General features: G+C 35.9%; 18 protein-coding genes and 4 tRNA genes. 19 read left to right on the top strand and 3 right to left on the bottom strand.

The features are described 5' to 3' along the window. The 10 genes from ispE to IE155_RS06350 all read left to right on the top strand — a co-directional run bounded on the left by ispE (position 1) and on the right by IE155_RS06350 (position 5,710). Positions 1 to 870 (top strand): 4-(cytidine 5'-diphospho)-2-C-methyl-D-erythritol kinase, encoded by an 870-nt coding sequence (gene ispE, locus IE155_RS06395; protein ID WP_229817093.1) that lies wholly within the window; start codon positions 1 to 3, stop codon positions 868 to 870. A gap of 123 nt (positions 871 to 993) precedes the next feature. Beyond that, the gene (locus IE155_RS06390) at positions 994 to 1,941 is read left to right on the top strand and encodes a ribose-phosphate pyrophosphokinase (protein WP_189377406.1); all 948 of its coding nucleotides are present in this window, start codon (positions 994 to 996) and stop codon (positions 1,939 to 1,941) included. 236 nt (positions 1,942 to 2,177) lie between these two features. Beyond that, positions 2,178 to 2,795, top strand: a complete 618-nt coding sequence (locus IE155_RS06385; RefSeq protein ID WP_189377405.1) for a 50S ribosomal protein L25/general stress protein Ctc — start codon at positions 2,178 to 2,180, stop codon at positions 2,793 to 2,795. 19 nt (positions 2,796 to 2,814) lie between these two features. Further along, positions 2,815 to 3,402: an aminoacyl-tRNA hydrolase gene (gene pth, locus IE155_RS06380; RefSeq protein WP_189377404.1), complete on the top strand. Its 588-nt coding sequence runs from the start codon at positions 2,815 to 2,817 to the stop codon at positions 3,400 to 3,402. Positions 3,403 to 3,433: 31 nt separating this feature from the next. Then, positions 3,434 to 4,525, top strand: coding sequence for a redox-regulated ATPase YchF (gene ychF / locus IE155_RS06375; protein ID WP_189377403.1), 1,092 nt, complete (start codon positions 3,434 to 3,436; stop codon positions 4,523 to 4,525). A 181-nt stretch (positions 4,526 to 4,706) separates the two neighbouring features. After that, positions 4,707 to 5,057, top strand: coding sequence for a DUF3718 domain-containing protein (locus IE155_RS06370; protein WP_189377402.1), 351 nt, complete (start codon positions 4,707 to 4,709; stop codon positions 5,055 to 5,057). Between the two features lie 186 nt (positions 5,058 to 5,243). Continuing rightward, a tRNA-Met gene (locus tag IE155_RS06365) sits at positions 5,244 to 5,320 on the top strand. A 24-nt stretch (positions 5,321 to 5,344) separates the two neighbouring features. After that, positions 5,345 to 5,429 (top strand) — tRNA-Leu (locus tag IE155_RS06360). 72 nt (positions 5,430 to 5,501) lie between these two features. Beyond that, positions 5,502 to 5,576, top strand: a tRNA-Gln gene (locus IE155_RS06355). 59 nt (positions 5,577 to 5,635) lie between these two features. Beyond that, positions 5,636 to 5,710: transfer RNA gene (locus tag IE155_RS06350), tRNA-Gln, on the top strand. A 65-nt stretch (positions 5,711 to 5,775) separates the two neighbouring features. Here IE155_RS06350 and IE155_RS06345 read toward each other — a convergent pair. Next, the gene (locus tag IE155_RS06345; RefSeq protein ID WP_189377401.1) at positions 5,776 to 6,945 is read right to left on the bottom strand and encodes an FAD-dependent oxidoreductase; all 1,170 of its coding nucleotides are present in this window, start codon (positions 6,943 to 6,945) and stop codon (positions 5,776 to 5,778) included. Between the two features lie 215 nt (positions 6,946 to 7,160). On the opposite strand from IE155_RS06345, the gene IE155_RS06340 reads away from it, so the two are divergent. The 8 genes from IE155_RS06340 (at position 7,161) to IE155_RS06305 (ending at position 17,770) form a co-directional block, all read left to right on the top strand. Then, positions 7,161 to 7,610: a hypothetical protein gene (locus tag IE155_RS06340; protein WP_189377400.1), complete on the top strand. Its 450-nt coding sequence runs from the start codon at positions 7,161 to 7,163 to the stop codon at positions 7,608 to 7,610. Positions 7,611 to 7,638: 28 nt separating this feature from the next. Continuing rightward, positions 7,639 to 10,386, top strand: a complete 2,748-nt coding sequence (locus tag IE155_RS06335; RefSeq protein WP_189377399.1) for a sensor histidine kinase — start codon at positions 7,639 to 7,641, stop codon at positions 10,384 to 10,386. 100 nt (positions 10,387 to 10,486) lie between these two features. Then, the gene (gene miaB / locus IE155_RS06330; protein ID WP_189377398.1) at positions 10,487 to 11,929 is read left to right on the top strand and encodes a tRNA (N6-isopentenyl adenosine(37)-C2)-methylthiotransferase MiaB; all 1,443 of its coding nucleotides are present in this window, start codon (positions 10,487 to 10,489) and stop codon (positions 11,927 to 11,929) included. Between the two features lie 47 nt (positions 11,930 to 11,976). Beyond that, positions 11,977 to 13,020, top strand: a complete 1,044-nt coding sequence (locus tag IE155_RS06325; RefSeq protein ID WP_189377397.1) for a PhoH family protein — start codon at positions 11,977 to 11,979, stop codon at positions 13,018 to 13,020. Beyond that, entirely contained in the window at positions 13,010 to 13,462 is a 453-nt protein-coding gene (gene ybeY / locus IE155_RS06320; protein WP_189377396.1) for an rRNA maturation RNase YbeY, read from the top strand. The genes IE155_RS06325 and ybeY overlap by 11 nt, the downstream gene beginning before the upstream one ends. Positions 13,463 to 13,570: 108 nt before the next feature. Further along, positions 13,571 to 14,449, top strand: a complete 879-nt coding sequence (locus IE155_RS06315) for a CorC family transporter (protein WP_189377395.1) — start codon at positions 13,571 to 13,573, stop codon at positions 14,447 to 14,449. Positions 14,450 to 14,484: 35 nt separating this feature from the next. Continuing rightward, complete coding sequence (lnt, locus tag IE155_RS06310) at positions 14,485 to 16,041, top strand: apolipoprotein N-acyltransferase (RefSeq protein WP_189377394.1); 1,557 nt, start codon at positions 14,485 to 14,487, stop codon at positions 16,039 to 16,041. A gap of 76 nt (positions 16,042 to 16,117) precedes the next feature. Continuing rightward, positions 16,118 to 17,770 carry an amidohydrolase gene (locus IE155_RS06305; RefSeq protein WP_189377393.1) on the top strand — a complete coding sequence of 551 codons (1,653 nt, stop codon included), beginning with the start codon at positions 16,118 to 16,120 and terminating at the stop codon, positions 17,768 to 17,770. Between the two features lie 99 nt (positions 17,771 to 17,869). On the opposite strand, the gene IE155_RS06300 is transcribed toward IE155_RS06305, so the two are convergent. Both IE155_RS06300 and IE155_RS06295 read right to left on the bottom strand, forming a co-directional pair. Beyond that, positions 17,870 to 18,838, bottom strand: coding sequence for a sensor domain-containing diguanylate cyclase (locus IE155_RS06300; RefSeq protein ID WP_189377392.1), 969 nt, complete (start codon positions 18,836 to 18,838; stop codon positions 17,870 to 17,872). 6 nt (positions 18,839 to 18,844) lie between these two features. Continuing rightward, positions 18,845 to 19,960 (bottom strand): response regulator, encoded by a 1,116-nt coding sequence (locus tag IE155_RS06295; RefSeq protein ID WP_189377391.1) that lies wholly within the window; start codon positions 19,958 to 19,960, stop codon positions 18,845 to 18,847. A gap of 158 nt (positions 19,961 to 20,118) precedes the next feature. Here IE155_RS06295 and tpx point away from each other — a divergent pair, with 158 nt between their 5' ends. After that, positions 20,119 to 20,766 carry a thiol peroxidase gene (tpx, locus tag IE155_RS06290; RefSeq protein WP_189377390.1) on the top strand — a complete coding sequence of 216 codons (648 nt, stop codon included), beginning with the start codon at positions 20,119 to 20,121 and terminating at the stop codon, positions 20,764 to 20,766. Positions 20,767 to 20,802 lie beyond the last annotated feature (36 nt).

Here is a 20,802-nt window from a genome sequence, read left to right as displayed (position 1 = left end):
GTGACTGAACCCTTTTATATTTTTCCTGCACCAGCTAAATTAAATTTATTTTTACATATTGTTGGGCGACGCGATGATGGCTACCACGAATTAGAAACATTATTTCAGTTTCTAGATTATAACGATCAAATTGAAATCGCGATAAATCAATCAGGCGAAATTAATTTACTTACACCAATTGCTGGTGTTGAAGCAAAAGACAACTTAATCGTAAAAGCCGCTTTATTATTAAAAAAGCACACTAACTGTAGCCAAGGCGCTAATATAAAGATAGATAAAATATTGCCCATGGGTGGAGGTTTAGGTGGAGGTTCGTCTAATGCTGCAACGGTATTACTTGCATTAAACTTACTTTGGCAACTTAATTTGCCACTATCAACTCTTGCTCAATTAGGACTATCACTCGGCGCTGATGTACCAATTTTTATTCATGGATATGCCGCTATAGCTCGAGGAGTTGGAGAAAAGCTTAGTGCTATTAACCCTAAAGAATACTGGTATTTAATCACTAAACCTAATGTCCATATATCAACAGCCGCTATCTTTAACGATCCTCAACTTCCTAGAGATACAGTAAAATTAAGTAGTAATGATATTGAAGTAGAAAGTTGCCGAAACGATTGTCAAACTCTGGTAATAAATCGCTATCCTGAGGTTGCCAAGCTACTGACTTGGTTGGTAGAATACGCGCCGTCTCGTATGACTGGTACTGGCGCTTGTATTTTCTCACGTTTTACCACTCAAAAAGAGGCTGTGCTCGTTCAATCCAAACTACCGCAAGGTATTGAATCGTTTGTAGCTCAAGGTGTTAACCAATCAACTTTGCATGCACAATTAGCAAAGGTTGCATTGAATTTCGCACCAAAATAAATTAGGAATTATCAAGTTTGCCAACTACTATTGGTAATACTCAACCCAATGCATTGTTATAATTTGTACTAAATTTATCACTGTGTTGTAATTTAAATGTCATAAGTTTCTGAGGAACTGATTGTGCCTGACATGAAGATTTTTGCGGGTAATGCCACCCCTGAACTGGCCAAACAAATAGCGAACCGTCTATATATCACCTTAGGCGAAGCCAAGGTTGGTAGTTTTAGCGATGGCGAGATAAGTGTTGAAATAACTGAAAATGTACGTGGTGCTGATGTATTTATCATACAGTCTACCTGTGCGCCAACCAATGATAACTTAATGGAATTAATCGTCATGATTGATGCACTTCGTCGTGCTTCAGCTGGCCGCATTACAGCAGTTATGCCATATTTTGGTTATGCTCGCCAAGATCGCCGAGTGCGTAGTGCTCGTGTTCCTATTACTGCAAAAGTAGTTGCTGACTTCTTATCAAGTGTAGGTGTTGACCGAGTACTAACAGTAGACCTTCACGCTGAACAAATTCAAGGCTTTTTCGATGTTCCTGTCGATAACGTTTTTGGTACACCAATTTTACTTGAAGATATGCTGGCAAGGAACATTGAAAACCCTGTGGTTGTTTCTCCAGATATTGGTGGTGTTGTTCGCGCAAGGGCAGTAGCGAAGTTATTAGATGATGCTGATTTAGCTATTATTGATAAACGACGCCCTAAAGCTAACGTTGCACAAGTTATGCATATTATTGGTGACGTGGAAGGTAGAGATTGCTTCATCGTTGATGATATGATTGACACCGGCGGGACATTAGCCAAAGCAGCAGAAGCGCTCAAAGAACATGGCGCTAAACGCGTGTTTGCTTATGCTACTCATCCGGTTTTATCTGGAAATGCTGCGCAAAACCTTAAAGATTCAGTCATTGATGAAGTTGTTGTTACAGACTCTATTCCTTTAACTGAAGAAATCAAAAAGCTGAAAATAGTACGCCAATTAACATTAAGCGGTATGTTATCTGAAGCCATTCGTCGTGTATGCAACGAAGAATCTATTTCAGCGATGTTTGATAATTAAGTTAGAAAATTTATTTCTAATCAACTAGCGTATTACAAAAGTAGCTAATATTTAACGATGTTAGCTACTTTTTTGCATTTAGGTATTCTAAATTATTGGCATTGTTATCAATGAAATGGTAATATTGCGCGCCTTTTTTATCTGGTAGTTAAACCCACTAGGTATTTAAAGGTATTACTTGTTGTTTTTGGTCGCAAAAAACAACGCAACTTTTATTTAAAATTAGGTATAAAACCATGACTGATATTTTTACTTTGGATGCTGAAGTACGTACTGATTTAGGGAAAGGTGCGAGCCGCCGCCTACGTCACGCGAACAAAGTTCCAGCAATCCTTTACGGTGAAGGCAAAGAGCCTGTTTCTTTAACTTTAGCACACAATAAAGTATTCCGTGCTCAACAAGAAGAAGCTTTTTACTCTCACGTTTTAACATTAAATGTTGACGGAAAACCTGTTGAATGTTTAATCAAAGACATGCAACGTCATCCGTTCAAACAAGTGATCATGCATTTAGATTTTATGCGTATTGATGCATCTCATGCCGTTCATACTAACGTTCCAGTTCACTTCATTAATGAAGAAGCTGTTGTTAAGAAAGGCGCTATTGTTGCACATCACGTTTCTGAAATTGCTATTTCATGTTTACCAAAGAACTTACCAGAGTTCATTGAAGTAGATGTTGCAGATTTAGAAGTAGGTCAAACTCTTCATTTATCTGATGTCGCTCTTCCAAAAGGTGTAACATCTGATGAACTAGCTAAAGGTGAGAGTCATGACTTAGCTGTTGTAACTGCGAATGCTCCTAAAGGCAAAGCTGACGACGCTGAAGCAGAAGAAGAAACTACTGAAGAATAATTTAAAGTTTATTCCTTAAATGACTATTCAACTAGTTGTGGGCCTGGGTAATCCAGGCCCCGAATACACAAAAACCCGCCACAATGCCGGTGTTTGGTTCGTCGACGAACTAGCCTCGCGAAATAACATTACTTTAAGACCCGAAAAAAAATATTCCGGCCTATACGGTAAAGGACTTATTGGCGGTAAAAATGTCCACTTATTAGTGCCTACCACTTTTATGAATCGTAGTGGTCATGCTGTCGCTCCCCTAGCAAATTTCTTTAGAATTCCTATCGAAGACATCTTAGTGGCACATGATGAACTAGATATGGAACCTGGTATATGTAAAATTAAGCAAGGCGGTGGCCACGGTGGTCATAATGGATTACGAGACATTATTGCCTGTATGGCAAATAATAAAGAATTCTACCGTTTGCGAATAGGCATCGGACATCCTGGGCACAGAGACCGAGTAACAGGACATGTCTTAGGTAAAGCCCCTGCAAATGAACAAAATTTAATAGAACAAAGTATCGATGAAGCCAGTCGTTGTTTTGATATATGGCAAAAAGACGACTTAAAGAAAGCACAAAATCGTTTACACTCATTTAAGGCTCAAGCATAAGCACTGAGCGTAACAATTATAGGTAATAATCATGGGTTTCAAATGTGGTATTGTTGGCTTGCCCAACGTTGGTAAATCTACTCTATTTAACGCGTTAACTAAAGCGGGTATTGAAGCCGCAAACTTTCCTTTTTGTACCATTGAGCCTAACACAGGTGTAGTACCTGTACCTGATCCGCGACTAGATAAATTAGCCGCAATTGTAAAGCCTGAGCGTGTTCTACCAACAACTATGGAATTTGTTGATATTGCTGGCCTTGTTGCGGGTGCTTCTAAAGGTGAAGGTCTTGGTAATAAATTTTTGGCCAACATACGTGAAACAGATGCAATAGGACATGTTGTTCGCTGTTTTGAAAATGACAATATCATTCATGTTGCCAATAAAATAGACCCTGCTGAAGATATTGATGTTATCAATACCGAACTTGCGTTAGCAGATATGGATACCGCTGAGCGTGCCATTACTCGACAAGCTAAACGCGCAAAAGGCGGTGATAGCGACGCTAAATTTGAGCTCCCTGTTTTAGAAAAAATATTAAAGCATGTAGAAGACGGTCATATGGTACGTTCTTTAGATTTATCTAAAGAAGAAAAAGCTGCAGTCGCTTATTTAAATTTTTTAACAATAAAACCTACCATGTATATCGCTAATGTTAATGATGATGGTTTTGAAAATAATCCATATCTTGATGTCGTCCATAAAATAGCTGAAGTCGAAGGCGCTGTTGTAGTAGCGGTATGTGCGGAAATTGAAGGCGAACTTTCAGAAATGGATGAAGAAGATCGCGATGAATTCATGGCAGAAATGGGCTTAGAAGAGCCAGGCTTAAATAGAGTAATCAATTCAGGTTACGGCTTATTGAATCTACAAACTTATTTCACTGCTGGTGTAAAAGAAGTAAGAGCGTGGACTGTTAAGCAAAACGCAACTGCACCGCAAGCTGCTGGCGTTATTCATACTGACTTTGAAAAAGGTTTTATCAGAGCTGAAGTCATTAGCTATGAGCATTTTATCGAATTTAATGGTGAGTCTGGAGCCAAAGACGCCGGTAAATGGCGCTTAGAAGGTAAAGACTATCTGATTAAAGATGGTGATGTGGTGCATTTTAGATTTAATGTCTAATAAATAGTCCCCCTCCTTTTAAAACTCAACAAAAGGCTTATGGATTCATTCATAAGCCTTTTTACTTTTCTTGTAATTATTAAAAAATAGACCAAACTTAAATTGGCAAGCACATAGCCACATTAAAATTATACTACTACCGATAATAATTACTTATTATCTTTACTAGAAAGGCTTAAATATGAAAAAAATTATTTTAATTAGCGTATTAGCAGTTCACTCAATCGTTTTAGCCCCCATGACTTATGCTGATGACAACATTTCATTACGAATTTGTGAATATGTTGCAGCCAACGACAAAAGTCGTTTACGGTCGTATCTAAAACAAAATAAACTTAAATTACGAGATGTATACGATAAAATCATGTGTAACGAACAAAATTTACTTGTATTTTCAGCCAGTAATTCGGCCTTAGAAACCGGTGAATTTGTAATTGGCAACACATCGGTAAAAGAAGTAACAGCTAACATCGCTGAAATAGCAAAATACTCAAAACATTTAGAAGAAAAAGCGAAAGAACGAGTAAAATAAACCTGCTAGGCTTATTTCATTTTTACTAAACTCACCATAATGTTCACCATTTTCGTGTATAATACGCGCAAAATGGTGAGACTTTAAGCAAACAGATAAAAAGTCTACTTTTTTAGAAAAAAACGGTTGACGTAAGCTAAGCAGATTTGCATAATACGCGCCACTTGCTGAGAGGCGAGTTGGAAAGGCTACATAGCTCAGCTGGTTAGAGCACATCACTCATAATGATGGGGTCCCAGGTTCAAATCCCGGTGTAGCCACCATTACAACTGAGTAGTATGAATAATGCGGGGTTGGCGGAATTGGTAGACGCGCTGGATTTAGGTTCCAGTATCGCAAGATGTGAGAGTTCAAGTCTCTCACCCCGTACCATTTCAACACAACGAAAGTTGTGAAAGTAAGTTACATTGCNACAACGAAAGTTGTGAAAGTAAGTTACATTGCAGGGGTATAGCCAAGCGGTAAGGCAGCGGGTTTTGATCCCGTCATTCAGAGGTTCAAATCCTCTTACCCCTGCCACTTTCTTTTTCTGATATATCATGAAAGTTTTTAATGTAACATGACTACAGTTTACTTGTAGGGGTATAGCCAAGCGGTAAGGCAGCGGGTTTTGATCCCGTCATTCAGAGGTTCAAATCCTCTTACCCCTGCCACTTTCTTTTGAATTTCCCAATAACATCTATATATTCAAATACGCATAATTATTTATATTTTCACATCAAATTCCGCATGCATATGCTAGCGCTTTATTTTTTATACGTGATGATTTATTGATAAAAGATAATCCTGCATTACGAAATGATTTAACAAAATTAGATGAATGACTAAATACTCCATAAAAAGCATCCATAGTTGTCATCATTAATAAGTTATCTGGACGGCGCAATTGCTCATATCGAGATAAAACCAGCTCACTATGCCACATTTCACCATTTCCAATGGCTTCTGCAATAACATTCTTTAACGCTAAAACATCTTTGAAACCTAAGTTCACACCTTGTCCTGCTAGAGGGTTAATTGTATGTGCAGCGTCACCAATAAGTATTACCTGTCCCTGTTGATAATGGTTGGCATGTCGTCGTGTTAACGGAAAAGCGCCTTTGGCTATTACTTGCTTAATATGTCCTAGTTTTTCTGGAAATTGCTGATTAACTTCTAAGCATAATTGAGAATTGGACAATGAAGATAAACGATTTACCTCTGACTTATTATTGTACCAAACTAAAGATGCATTATTTCCTGCTAAAGGTAGCATAGCAACTGGGCCTGTTGTCCTGAATTGTTGCCAAGTAATATTTTGTTGAGGATATTCTGTCTCAACATTAATTAACATTGCGGCTTGTCCGTAATCCCACCCAGTAATGCCTATCCCTGTTTGCTGTCGTATAACAGAATTAGCGCCATCAGCAGCAATCAGAATTTTGCCTTTAATTACCTGACTTTCTAAGTTAACTAAAACCTCACTTTCATTTTGATCAAATTTATTCACAGCTTCAGGGCAAAATAATTCAATATTCTCATTGGTTTTAATTTTTTCCCATAGAGCCAGTTGTATAATTCTATTTTCAACTATATGCCCCAAATAACTTTGTGAAATATTTTCAGCATTAAACTCGATGTAAGATTTTTCTTGTTCCCAAACACCAAGCCGTTGATATGGGCAGCTCCTCATCCCCTTAATTAAAGGCCAAGCTCCTATGCTTTCTAACAGATATTGTGAAGATAATGAAATAGCTGAAACGCGTAAATCAAATGCTTGTTCTATACTAAAAGCAAAAGGCTCAACTTTTTCTATTACAGCGATTTTTAACCCGAGTTGAGCTAAAGATAAGGCACTTGATGCTCCAACCATTCCTCCGCCAATAATAATGCAATCAAAGGTTTTCATTCACGCCATCTCTATATAGATCTATAATCAATTAAATTAAGCTCATTCTAACGAACCTTTCACTCATTATCGAGATTAAAGCCAATATATCTTTGATTGATTATCCTTTACAAATCACTTTTAAATTAAATAAATAGCCCTAGCCAAAAATAAATTTTTAGTTATACTAAAATCCGCTTAAATTGAAAGCGCAACAATATAATTAAGGAAAGATTATGTCTGCATTACATAAAGAAGTACGCGTTGAAAAAGATATTAATTTAATTTATGACTTCACCGAAAAACCAAATTTAACCCAATTAAAAGCGCATAAAGATCGTGCTGTGGTTGCTAAGTTACGTGCCGACTTAGTATTACCAAGCGATAAAATATTAACCGTTGATATAGATTTTGATACCAATAGTGGCTACCATAACAATTCTATAATGGTCATGGACGATTTTGGCGTTGAAATGATTGCTACAGCTTTTGAAGTTAAATATGGCAAAATTCACGCAGATAACATCAGAAAAGCATGGAACGAAAAACAAGAAGAAAATGATCCACGTAAACCGACTTATATCTTGGTTCAAAAACCAGAAGATAATAACTCAGTACCAAATACTTATGCAAAGTGTGGGGGCGAAGTACACCCAAAAGATATTGCACCTAAAAGTATTACATAAAATTAAACATATTTTATTGTGGTGGCTTTTGTCACCACTAGTTCTCAATGCCTCATTGGTTCATGCTATTGAACATTCTGTGCTATCAACTCTGACAAATGTAGAAAGCATTAGCCAAGATAGTAATGGGTTTATTTGGTTAACAGGCCAACAAGGGTTAACTCGCTACGATGGAGAAGAATTATTAACTTTTTCTAATCACAGCAATGAGTGGAAGCTTCCTTTTACTTGGACTCATGATATTGAACTGTTAGATAATAAATTATTAATAAGCACAGAATCTAAAGGTGTCTGGTGGTTTGATCCCAATTCAGGTATTTCAACACAACTTAATGTCACAATTAACGATAATAGCGTTTATCGTAGTACGTATTTTCAAGGTAAGTTTTATATCTTTTCAGACAATATTTATCTTTTTGATGAATTCACTAAAGATACAACTATTTTAGTCAATACCCCTAAAGTACGAGATTTTGTAAAAACAACAGATTCTATTTATTTTTTTAACAACACATCTTTAAATAGGTTAACAAGCCAAGGATATACAACGATAGTACAACAACCAATAATTGATGTAGAAAGTATAGGAGAGACATTGGTTATTGCTGGCAACAAAAAGTTAAGCACTTATAAAGACAATATTTTAATAAAAGAACAAAGTCTAGACTATCATATTAAAGCGATAACTAAAGCACACAATAATGATGATTTTTTTATACTAGATGAACATGGCAATATTCATAAATTCACCCCAAATTTAGCACAAATAACACATGACTTTCCGCAAATTCTCGCTTTAGGCGTTAATACAATATTTCATGATAACTCAGATGTTATCTGGTACTTTAGTGGCTCAGGAGTTAATAAAGTATCATCACAACATGTTAGTAATAAGTCGTTTTATTTTAATACCCAAATTAACTCTATAAAGCTTGAAAGATACAATAATGAAATTGTCCTAGGTAGCTATGGCGATGGTTTACATACTTTTGATAATACTAGTCAATTATTCTCCGATGGGATTAAAGCTAAATTAAAAAGTAAGAATAGACGTATCACTGATTTACAACGAGTCGACGACGATTTATTCATTGCAACATTCGGCGGTTTGTGGAAATACAGCACTAAAAATAACTCACTGTTCAAGCTACCTTTCGAAGAAAATGACCAGCTATTACTTGATATCAGCTTAATTGATAATCTCTTATATTTAGCCACAGATGGAAATGGTTTTATTATCTACGATCATATTAAGAATAAAGTAATTCAAGCTATTGATAAGTCATATAATTTTAGCTCTGCAGAAATTATAGGTAGCGTAGGTGTACAAAATAATATTTGGCTAGCAACAGCGGCAGGTATTGATATTTACAACAAAATGACAAAATCTATCACCAGCATTAACTTGCCCGGTTCAAGTAAAATAGTGTCGCTAATTAATACACAAAATAAGGTGTTTGCTTTTTCAAAAAGTAATGGTGTGTTTGTTCTAAATTACTCTGGAGAGATTTTAAATCAATTTGGCACAGGCATTAATTTTGGTAAAGCAAAGCTTATCGATGAAGAAATTTGGGCGCCATCGAGAAAGGGATTATTTAGGATAACGCCAACTACACAAAAAATACTTTTAGCCCCAAATACTGAAAAGTTTAGTTTTACTAGTGAGCCTGTCGTTTTTCAAAATACGGTATATATTGCTCACTATGGTGGAGTACTTTCTATTCCTCTTCAAAGTACAACTAACTTTGATCCTGATATTTTTATCAGTAAGACTACTGTTTCAGGACTGTCATCTTTACTCAATAAAGAAATTAACATTGAATCAGCAAACGATGTAATTCAACTAGATCTTGCTTCATTAGATTATCGTTCAGGTCAAAGCAAACTTTTTAAGTATCAAATCAACAATGGTATTTGGCATCCAATTAATGGACACCAATTAACACTTACCGGCTTAGCTTCTGGGAGCTATTATATCACAATCATGGGAACAAATAGCCTAGGTCAATGGAGTAATAAAAAGGCATTTACTCAAATTCATGTAGCTTATCCTTGGTACTGGACACCAAAATTAAGGGTACTTTATGCAGTATGTATTGCTGTATTTATTTTAACTTCGTTTTGGTTATTGTATTTGAGAGGAAGATCAATCAGCCATATTCATAGGCTATTAACAGATGATATTAAACTACGAGGAAAAAGCGCATTAAATGTTAGTCGAAACTTATCTCATGTATTAAGTCTATGTGAGAAAATACCGCCAAATAGCGAAGTAGAAATTAATCAAACACAGCTAAAAATAAAAGAGCTATTGCAAGAGTCAATTAACGAGCTTTCAGATAAGTCTCAAACTAAAGTGCCAGATAACCTTTATGGAAACTCATTAACCATAGCATTACCATATTTTTCTGATTTTGTTCATAAAAAATATCATATCAATATAAATGTAAATCATGAACTTAATGAAGAAAAACTCGGTTATGAATTACAGTCTGACATTTACACTATGATTTACGAAGCAATTATCTCAGCGATCTTAAATGGAAATGGTCGAAACTTTAAAGTATCACTTCAAGAGTTTAAACAAAAAATATGGCTGACCATTACTGATGACGGTGATAGTTTTACGCACTTCAAAAGTAAAGTTAGCTTTGATATGGCAATGTATTATATTCGCCAAATCGCTAATAAACATTCAGCATCAGTTAATACGTTTACTGAAAATAATCAAGGCAGTCAGCTCGTCATTTCTATTCCATTAATGCAAATTTCTTAATATTGATTAACTATTTTTAGTTTCACTAGCCTCAAGGAAGAAGAAAGAGTAAAATACGCCTCTTTTTTATCTTTATCGAATAAATTTTAGGCAAGTATTAATGAGTAAAAAGTTATACATCAAAACTTGGGGCTGCCAGATGAACGAGTACGACTCGCAAAAAATGGCTGAACTGTTAGATTCCACCCATGGATTTGAATTAGCACAAGAAGCTGAAGATGCGGATGTTATCTTACTCAATACGTGTTCTATCAGAGAAAAGGCACAAGAAAAAGTATTCCACCAATTAGGTCGCTGGAAAAACCTTAAAGATAAAAATCCTGATTTATTAATTGGAGTTGGGGGTTGTGTTGCATCTCAAGAAGGCGACGCTATCCGTCAACGCGCACCATTTGTGGATATGGTTTTTGGTCCACAAACTTTACACCGTTTACCCGAAATGATCCAACAAGTTACTGGAGATCATAACCCCGTTGTTGATGTAAGTTTCCCTGAAATTGAAAAATTCGACCGATTACCTGAACCAAAAGCTGAAGGAGCAACGGCTTTCGTTTCTATCATGGAAGGTTGTAGTAAATATTGTACTTTCTGTGTAGTACCTTATACACGTGGTGAAGAGGTAAGCCGTCCCTTAGATGATGTGTTATATGAAATAGCACAATTAGCGGAGCAAGGTGTACGTGAAGTCAATTTACTAGGACAAAACGTAAATGCTTATCGCGGTAAAATGCACGATGATAGCATTTGTCGTTTTTCTGATCTTATTCGTTTAATAGCCACGATAGATGGTATTGATAGAATTCGTTATACCACCTCTCACCCTGTTGAATTTACTGATGACATTATCGATGTTTATAAAGATGTTCCTGAACTTGTCAGTCATTTACACCTACCGGTACAAAGCGGCTCTGATCGAATTCTTGTACAAATGAAACGTGGGCATACTGCTTTAGAATATAAGTCACAAATTCGTAAGCTGCGTAAAGCTCGACCAGAAATTTGTATGTCTTCTGACTTTATCATTGGTTTTCCAGGTGAAACAGATGATGATTTTCAAGCTACAATGGATTTAATCCAAGCTGTTGATTTTGATTTAAGCTTTAGCTTTATCTACAGTGCTCGCCCAGGAACTCCCGCAGCAGATATGCCCGACGATGTTAGTGAAGCAACTAAAAAGCAGCGCTTACAATTATTGCAGGACCGTATAAGTCAGCAAGCCTTGCGTATTGCTAGACAAATGTTAAATACTGAACAGCGTATTTTAGTTGAAGGACCTTCTAAAAAGAACCCAATGGAATTAAGAGGCAGAACTGAAAACAATCGCATTGTTAACTTTGAAGCCCCGCACTCTGTCATTGGACAGTTTGTTGATGTAATAATCACTGATGTTTATGCAAACTCGCTCCGTGGTTCATTAGTTCGTACTGAAAATGAAATGGGATTACGAATAGCACTTTCACCTGCAGATATTTTAGCAAACAATCACCACCGGACACCTGAAGATAATAAAGATAGCTTAGGTGTAGAAACTTTTACACCTTAATGTTGAAGTTTAAAAACACCATAGCATGAAAAATACTGGATAATAATTTGAGTAAGCATATTCATAAAAAAATCACATTAGAGCCGATTGATAATAATCGACAAGCCAATTTGTGCGGCCCTATGGATGACAACCTTAAAACAATAGAAAAACGTTTAGGGGTTGAAATAAGTTATCGCGGTAACGAATTTAAAATTGTTGGTCTAAGCCATGCAACCATTGCAGTTGCAAAATTATTAACTGATTTATATGTTGAAACGGCAACGGTAAAAGGCGAAGCCAAGTTAATCACTGATGAAATGGTGCACCTAGCAATCTTAAGTACCAATATACTTGAGCAAGCTCCAGGTAAAGTTGATACTGACTACCAACAAATGGTGACCATTAAAACCAAACGAGGTGTAATTAAGCCACGTAACCCTAATCAACAAGCCTATGTCCATAATGTATTAACAAACGATATTAGTTTTGGAGTTGGGGTTGCAGGAACAGGTAAAACATATCTTGCTGTAGCATGTGCTATCGAAGCACTCGAGCGACAGGAAATTCGTCGTATTCTATTAACTCGACCAGCTGTTGAAGCTGGTGAAAAGTTGGGTTTTTTGCCAGGAGATTTATCCCAAAAAATAGATCCTTATTTACGACCTCTTTATGACGCTTTATTTGAAATGTTAGGTTTTGAAAAAGTTGAAAAACTAATAGAGCGAAACGTAATTGAGATTGCTCCTTTAGCATATATGCGTGGTAGAACTTTAAATGATGCTTTTATTATTTTAGACGAAAGTCAAAATACCTCTGTTGAACAAATGAAAATGTTTTTAACACGCATAGGGTTTAATTCAAAAGCAGTTATTACAGGTGATGTTACTCAGGTTGATTTACCTAGAGGGCAAAAGTCAGGGTTAAGGCACGCAATTGAAGTGCTTGAAGAAATTCCAGGTGTAAGTTTTAACTTTTTTCAATCAAAAGATGTGGTTCGACATCCTGTAGTAGCCCGAATTATTGACGCCTACGAAGCCTACGAAAAAAAGACGAATTTACTTAAAGCACAGGCAAAAAAAGACCACCAAGGCAATAAACATGAGCATTGACCTAGATGTTCAAATTGCATCAGATACCTTAGATTTACCCAGCAAAAATGAACTTTTAACTTGGGTTTCCTGCGCGTTAACACAATACAATAAAGCATTTGAACTAACTATCCGTATCGTTGATATTGAAGAGAGTCAACAACTTAACTCACAATATCGCCAAAAAGATAAACCCACTAACGTGCTGTCCTTCCCTTTTGAAGTACCAGAAGGTATAGAGCTTAATTTACTAGGTGATTTAGTTATTTGTGCGGATATTGTCAAACAAGAAGCAATGGAACAAAATAAGAATCTAAAAGATCATTGGGCTCATTTAGTTATACATGGTTGCTTGCATTTACTCGGTTATGACCATATAACAGATAGTGAGGCAGAAGAAATGGAATCATTAGAAGTTTCTTTACTCTCACAGCTAAATATTAATGACCCATACGCCATCTAAACCACTTAAACAGGCTTAGATGATAATTATTGAAAATAACTTGAAAATAGTCAGTTTAAGTTCCAAACTAAACAGCTATTGTTCAATAACAGGAAGATAAAAAGCTCTATGAGCGATGACAACCCTCACTCTAGTAACGGTTCTTCGAATAAATCAATTTTAAATAAAATTGTTGAATTATTTACAGGAGAACCGCAAAAGAAAGATGCACTGGTTGAAGTATTAAACGACGCTGAAGACCGAGACTTAATAAAACCTGAAACTAAACTCATGATTGAGGGTGTACTTGTAGTTTCAGATATGCGTGTACGGGATATAATGATACCGCGCTCGCAAATAGTGACTATTGATATTAACGACCCTTTTGAAGAGTCTTTACCGATTATTGTTGAGTCTGGGCACTCTCGATTTCCAGTAATTAAAGAAGATCTAGATCATGTTGAAGGCATATTACTAGCCAAAGACTTGCTTGCTTACGGTTTTAACCAAAAAAATGAAGAGTTCTCACTTGAACAAGTTATTCGCCCTGCGATCATTGTTCCTGAAAGTAAGAAAGTAGAGCCTTTACTTCAAGAATTTCGTTCACAAAGATACCATATGGCGATTGTTGTCGATGAATATGGCGGAGTTTCAGGTGTAGTTACCATTGAAGACATACTAGAGCTAATCGTTGGTGAAATAGAAGATGAAACTGATGACGCAAGTGAAGAAAGCATAAAGCCGTTAGCGGGTAATGTTTATCAAGTAAAAGCCTTAATTGAATTACCTGATTTTAACGAATACTTTAGCTGCGGACTCGATGAAGATGATGCAGATACTTTAGGTGGAATTATTTTACATAAATTTGGACATATGCCTCAAAAAGGTGAAGTAATTGTAATTGATGATTTTGAGTTTAAAATCACATCGGCTAACAATCGTAGAATTCAAACCATTCAAGTCACTATTCCTAAAGACCATCAAATATTAGGTAGAATTACTGACTAACCTTAATTTATTGTTAGGTTTTAAGAATATACATAATGACAAAGTCTATTATAAAGTTACCTTCCTTTTCTGAGCTTAAAGTTTACGGACAAAGCTTTATTTTAGGACTTTGTTTATTATTTGCTTATGCCCCTTTCTCTCAATGGTGGATAACATTAATTATATTTCCACTTTGGCTATATAAAATACAGTTTATTTCTACAAAACCCGCATTAAAACATGGGTTTTATTTCGGATTAGGATGGTTTTTAAGCGGTATTAGCTGGGTATTTGTTTGTATTGATGAATTTGGTGGCACACCGCTCTTTATTTCTTTATTACTCATGTTGTTACTTGCGGCTTATCTCGCGATTTTTCCAGCCATAGCATGCTACATTAGCGCTAAGCTCAATAAAAATAATACCCTCAATTTATTTCTATTTCCCGCAGCATGGTTATTATCTGAATGGATGCGAGCCAACTTTCTTACCGGCTTTCCATGGCTATCAATAGGTTATAGCCAAATAGATGGCCCTTTAGCCCCCCTAGCACCTATTATAGGTGAAGTAGGTATAAGCTTTTTCATCATATTATTTAGTGTATTAGCCGTTAAGTGGTTTCAATCAGTTTATCGTATTAAGGTTAGCATTAGTTTATTAATCATGCTTTCATTTCTAGGCTGGAGTAACTTCCAACAATGGGGGCTATTAACAGGAAAGTCTATTAATACTGCGTTAGTACAAGGCAATATTAAACAGAGTTTAAAGTGGGATAAAGATCAAGAATGGCCAACTATGATGAAATATCTCACCTTAACAAAAGATAGCTATGATGCAGATTTAATTATCTGGCCTGAATCAGCAATAACAGGCCTTGAGCCTCTTGTGACAACACAAGAATTTTTAGATATTGCTAATCGTTCTGCTGCACTCAATCAAAGCACTATCATTACTGGTATTCTTAATTACAACTTTGAATCACGAGAGTCATTTAACGGTTTGATTGTTTTAGGAAAAAAACAAAGGTCTGATACTCAAGGAAGCTACTTTTATAACAACAATAATCGTTATTACAAGCATCATTTATTACCCATCGGTGAATTTGTACCATTTGGAGATATATTGCGCCCCCTTGCGCCATTATTTAACTTAGCTCAATCTTCATTTTCTAGGGGCAGCTATATTCAAGAAAACCTTATCGCGCAAGATCTATATATCCTCCCATTAATTTGTTTTGAAATAGCATTTCCTGAACAACTTGCAGCTAACTTTACAGAACAAACAGATATGATCCTAACCGTAAGTAATGATGCATGGTTTGGTAACTCTCATGGTCCTCATCAGCACGTAGAAATTGCTCGTATGCGTGCGCTAGAGTTTGCTCGCCCTGTATTAAGAAGTACTAATAATGGTATAACGGCCATTATTGATCACCAAGGGAATATTCAAAATCAAATACCTCAATTTCAAGAGTTAGTATTAAAAGGAAAAGTTGAGCTAGTAAAAGGAAAAACGCCTTACCTAGTAATAGCCCCTTACATTACATGGTTATTGGTATTAATGTACTTACTGGTTTTATTTTTCTTTAGTCGACTAAACACAGACAAATCATAACTATTGTACTAAAACGTTATTTACTTTAATTCCATGCTAATATTTAAGATACCGTTAAATAAAAGCAGCTAAAACAATGACGCTATCAAAAATAATTCCAATATTATTACTTTTTTATATTACCAATGTAATAGCAAATACCACTATTATTAGTAATATCAAAGGCTACTCAATAGAAAATAAACAACTAAAATCTTTTCATGCTCTTCAATTTACCAATGATAAAATTGACAAGTTATATCTTGAAAATGACAAAGTAATAATAGATGAAAATATAACTGTTATTAACGGTCAAGGTAAAACCTTATTACCTGGTTTGATCGACGCCCATGGTCACGTATTAAGCTACGGCCTCAGTTTACTTAACGTTGATTTGGTTGGCACTACAAGTGAAGAAGAAGCAGTTAAGCGCACTCTAGAATATGCTAAAAAGAACCCTGACCTAGATTGGATACATGGTCGAGGCTGGAATCAAGTGCAATGGAAAAAAAATACTTTTCCAACAGCTAAAACTCTTGATGTTGTATTTCCAAACCAACCCGTTTGGTTAAAACGTATTGATGGTCACGCAGGTTGGGCCAATAGCAAAGCCATGGAATTAGCTGGAATTACAGCTAAAACAACTTCTCCTGATGGTGGCGAAATAATTAAAGACGCTAAAGGACGACCAACAGGTGTATTTATTGATAATGCAATGGCTTTAATTGGGGCTGCGATCCCCCCACTAACCTCTGAAGATAAAAAAATTGCACTTAAAAAAGCAATGCACAGCCTAGTCTCTATGGGGTTAACAAGCGTACATGATGCTGGGGTTGATAGTAGTGATATAGCTTTATATAAGTCATTAGCTCAAAGTAATCAAATGCCAATTCGCATAAATGCCATGTTGTACCTTCCTAGCCCTGAATGGCAAGACACGCTAGATAAAGGGCTTTATAAAAGCCAAGATGATTTGTTTTTATTTAATAGTGTAAAAATTCAAGCCGATGGCGCATTAGGGAGTCGTGGCGCAGCATTGATTGAGGATTACTCTGATCATGCAGGAAATAAAGGCCTTTTGCTCCATAGCTCAGCTAATTTATCAAAATATATTGAAACAGCCATGACGGCAGGGTTTCAAGTAAATACTCATGCGATAGGTGACAATGCAAATACATTAACACTTGATTTATATGAAAAATTAATTGATAAAACTGAGAGTCAAGCACTTCGCCATCGCATTGAACATGCACAAATATTACAATTATCAGACATTCCAAGATTTGATCAACTTGGCGTAATCGCTTCTATGCAAGCGACTCATGCAACAAGCGATAAAAATATGGCTGTAGAAAGAATTGGAGATAAACGTATCTTAGGCGCATATGCATGGCGCAAATTATTAAATGCCAATGCAGTTATAGCCGCAGGGTCCGACTTCCCTGTAGAATCTCCTAACCCATTTTTTGGTTTACACGCATCAGTAACACGTCAAGACCATGCTAACACCCCTGAAAATGGTTGGTTTCCAGAAGAAAAAATGACACGGCTTGAATCACTCAAAAGTTTCACTATAGATGCAGCATATTCAGGACATCAGGAAAATATTATTGGCAGTTTGGCTGAAGGTAAAAAAGCGGACTTTATTTTAGTTGAAGATGACTATTTTAACATGCCAGAGGAAAACATTTGGAAAATAAAAGTATTAGGTACTTGGGTCAATGGCAAACAAGTATTTAATATTAATTAACTACAATTAATCACAACTTATTTATATAAATAACCAAAAGCTCATTCACCCAATAAGGCAAAGGTGTATGAGCTTTTTATGTCTGCCGATAAGTGGTTATTACGAAGTTGCGTTTGGGTATAGTGTTGTTGTATTTTTACCCGCTTGTTTTGACATATACATAGCGGCGTCAGCACACTCAATCCATGCCTCATAGTTATCAATACTAGGGTTTATTTGAGCAATCCCTAAAGACACCGTATATTTCACCTCAATATCGTTATATTTAACAACAGAAGCCTCTATCTCTTGTCTTAAACGCTCAGCAAATACTTTTCCGTTTTCTAATGTGGTATCAGCTAGTAAAATCACAAACTCTTCACCACCATATCGACCTGACACATCAGTTTCTCTTACATGGTGTCGAATAAGACCTGATATATGGCGAATAACTTCATCTCCTACCATATGCCCATAGGTATCATTTACCTCTTTAAAGCCATCTATATCTATCATTACTAAGCAACTAGCATGCTGGCTGCGTAACCAACGTTTATATTCGCCTTGCAAACAACTTTCCCAGTGAGTGCGATTAAATAACCCTGTTAATCCATCTGTTTGACTTAATATAGCTAGCTCTTTATTGGCCCTTTCTAATTCGGTTTTATGGATTGCTATATCAGTAACATCATAAACAATTAAGCATAAATGCGTAACAACTCCTGTCGCTGACATTAAAGGGATAAAAGTAGTATTTTGATACATGAAATCAGCCGTCCCAGTAATGGGGCGATAATTTTGAAAACGAAATAAGTAAGGGCGCTGCTCCCAAATAGTAAACGCTTTATTTTTTAATAAGAATACAGATTCAGCTTTTCTTATAAACCAATCTTTTGGAATTTCATCAAATAAATTAAATACACCTTTACCTTTTACTTCTCTGGGTAATAAGCCACTATGGTTTTCCATAAAACCATTCCAGATTTGAATATTATATTCTCTATCTAATACAACTAGCCCTACATCGATGGTGTGCAGCATTTCCATCAACCAATGTAACTCATTAATTTGTTCTGTTTCTAACGACATATTTAATCAATCCAACAAGTACGCTAATTTGTTATTTAAAGTGTTCATAGACTCTTCAGTAAAAAGCAACAATAAGTCGCATTTTATCGAGTAATTTTCAATACTGTAGCTAATTTCAATAGCTAAGGTTCTTCGCCATCGGTTCGCATTATAAGCAATCAGTTCTGATATTTTTCGGTGTTGCCCTAAAACCACTGGGTGGCCTTGGCTAAATGGCATATCAAGTTGCTCAGAGACCCCATTAAGACAAGCGCCTATTAACACATTCGCTAGATCCATTAATAATTCAAGTTCAGTACTTTCATCAACCTCATATTGATAGTTCATCAAAGAAGCAACATCTTTAAAACTTGAATCATTTAAAATTAATAATGCTTCACCAGACACACCCGCACCGATAAAGCCTTGGCATATACCTGATGTACTCTCATGCATTTCAATAGCAGAAAGCGCCATACTTAATTCACTTACCTCAATTAAATTCACATTAGGAATTGGTAACACCACAAAAACTTTCAGTAATCTCGCTAATAAATCCCCTGCTTGGCCCATAGCTACATTAGCTATTTCTTGATAACAATCACGTATATCTGGCTCAAGCTGTTCCAACTGTGGTCTTTTATCATGTAGTTCCTCAACTATCGGCGGGCTTGCTTTAATTAATGGTTTTAAAACTCCTTCTTCGGTTTTATCTTCAATAACAATGTCAGGGACTTTTATATCTTTAGGTTGTTCTTGTTCGGTAATGTTTGCCGCATTATAAATGCCATAAGCGGCTAATATTTCGGTTAACTTTTCTTTATTAACTGGCTTTTTAATAAAGTCTAAAGCACCTAATCCTGTCACTCGTTGATGAGCTTCGGGTTGAATGTCACCAGAAATAACAATAACCAATGTAGGTAAATCTTCAGCAACAATCGTTTCTAAGACTTGATAGCCATCCATAACGGGCATGTTTAAATCCAGTAATAACACATCCCCTTTACCAGCCTTAATCGCTTCAATTCCCTCTAAGCCATTAGTAGCAAAACTGATATCGACATCCCAGCCGTCAGGTAAAGAGCGCGCGACTTGTTTTCGCGCCATATTGGAATCATCACAAATTAAAAGCGGTGTTGGCATAGTTATAACTTCTTTAAAACCGTATAAATGAATTATCTATTAAAAATATTTTTCTTAACTATAACAATAGCTAAAATTTGAAATAAGACACTATTATATAGCATTTTTTTTTATTGGGCGTTAAGCTAAATCAATAAACAACAAACATAGTACCCTTTATGAAAATATCTAAATTATTGTCACTCACCTATTTCACTCTCTGCTGTAATTATGCTTTAGCAGGCTCATTGTTAAATGAAGATCTGCCGCAAACTAACAACTTAGTTAAAGCGGGAGAAAAGTTTATTACCCTGCTAGGCAATCAAGTTAATGTAGGTGATGACGCCCCTATGTTTAGAGTGGTGAATGAATCATTTATTCCTGTCAATTTATCCGATTATACAGGCAAAATAATCCTAATTTCTGCGGTACCAAGTCTAGATACTGGTGTGTGCTCGATTCAAACTAAACGCTTTAATGAAGAAGTCGTAAAACTGCCCAAAGACATTCAAATTTTAACCATCAGTAATGATTTACCTTTTGCTCAAAAACGATTTTGTAAGGCTGAAAACATAGATAAAATCACGGTTCTTTCTGATAGTGTATGGCGTGATTTTGCCACTAAATATGGCATTCTTATAAAAGATATGGGGTTACTAACTCGTTCCATTTTTATCATCGACCAATCAGGAAAAATAGCCTATAAAGAGTTAGTGCCTAATATATCAAACCATCCAGATTACGATATGGCGTTAGCCACATTAAAAGCCTTAAGTCCGGATCAAAGTAGTAATTCATCTGAGACACTCGAATCCCCAGAAAGTTAATCAACAAAATCTCCCATAATAAAGGTAATTATTTAC

The organism is Thalassotalea profundi, from assembly GCF_014653195.1.
Classification (GTDB): domain Bacteria; phylum Pseudomonadota; class Gammaproteobacteria; order Enterobacterales; family Alteromonadaceae; genus Thalassotalea_B; species Thalassotalea_B profundi.
This window is presented reverse-complemented; position numbering and strand designations above follow the sequence as displayed.

Coding starts and splice junctions, on each gene's coding strand:
- IE155_RS06385 (WP_189377405.1), top strand. CDS start 2,178: ATGACTGATATTTTTACTTTGGATGCTGAAGTACGTACTGATTTAGGG.
- pth (WP_189377404.1), top strand. CDS start 2,815: ATGACTATTCAACTAGTTGTGGGCCTGGGTAATCCAGGCCCCGAATAC.
- ychF (WP_189377403.1), top strand. CDS start 3,434: ATGGGTTTCAAATGTGGTATTGTTGGCTTGCCCAACGTTGGTAAATCT.
- IE155_RS06370 (WP_189377402.1), top strand. CDS start 4,707: ATGAAAAAAATTATTTTAATTAGCGTATTAGCAGTTCACTCAATCGTT.
- IE155_RS06345 (WP_189377401.1), bottom strand. CDS start 6,945: ATGAAAACCTTTGATTGCATTATTATTGGCGGAGGAATGGTTGGAGCA.
- IE155_RS06340 (WP_189377400.1), top strand. CDS start 7,161: ATGTCTGCATTACATAAAGAAGTACGCGTTGAAAAAGATATTAATTTA.
- miaB (WP_189377398.1), top strand. CDS start 10,487: ATGAGTAAAAAGTTATACATCAAAACTTGGGGCTGCCAGATGAACGAG.
- ybeY (WP_189377396.1), top strand. CDS start 13,010: ATGAGCATTGACCTAGATGTTCAAATTGCATCAGATACCTTAGATTTA.
- IE155_RS06315 (WP_189377395.1), top strand. CDS start 13,571: ATGAGCGATGACAACCCTCACTCTAGTAACGGTTCTTCGAATAAATCA.
- lnt (WP_189377394.1), top strand. CDS start 14,485: ATGACAAAGTCTATTATAAAGTTACCTTCCTTTTCTGAGCTTAAAGTT.
- IE155_RS06305 (WP_189377393.1), top strand. CDS start 16,118: ATGACGCTATCAAAAATAATTCCAATATTATTACTTTTTTATATTACC.
- IE155_RS06300 (WP_189377392.1), bottom strand. CDS start 18,838: ATGTCGTTAGAAACAGAACAAATTAATGAGTTACATTGGTTGATGGAA.
- IE155_RS06295 (WP_189377391.1), bottom strand. CDS start 19,960: ATGCCAACACCGCTTTTAATTTGTGATGATTCCAATATGGCGCGAAAA.
- tpx (WP_189377390.1), top strand. CDS start 20,119: ATGAAAATATCTAAATTATTGTCACTCACCTATTTCACTCTCTGCTGT.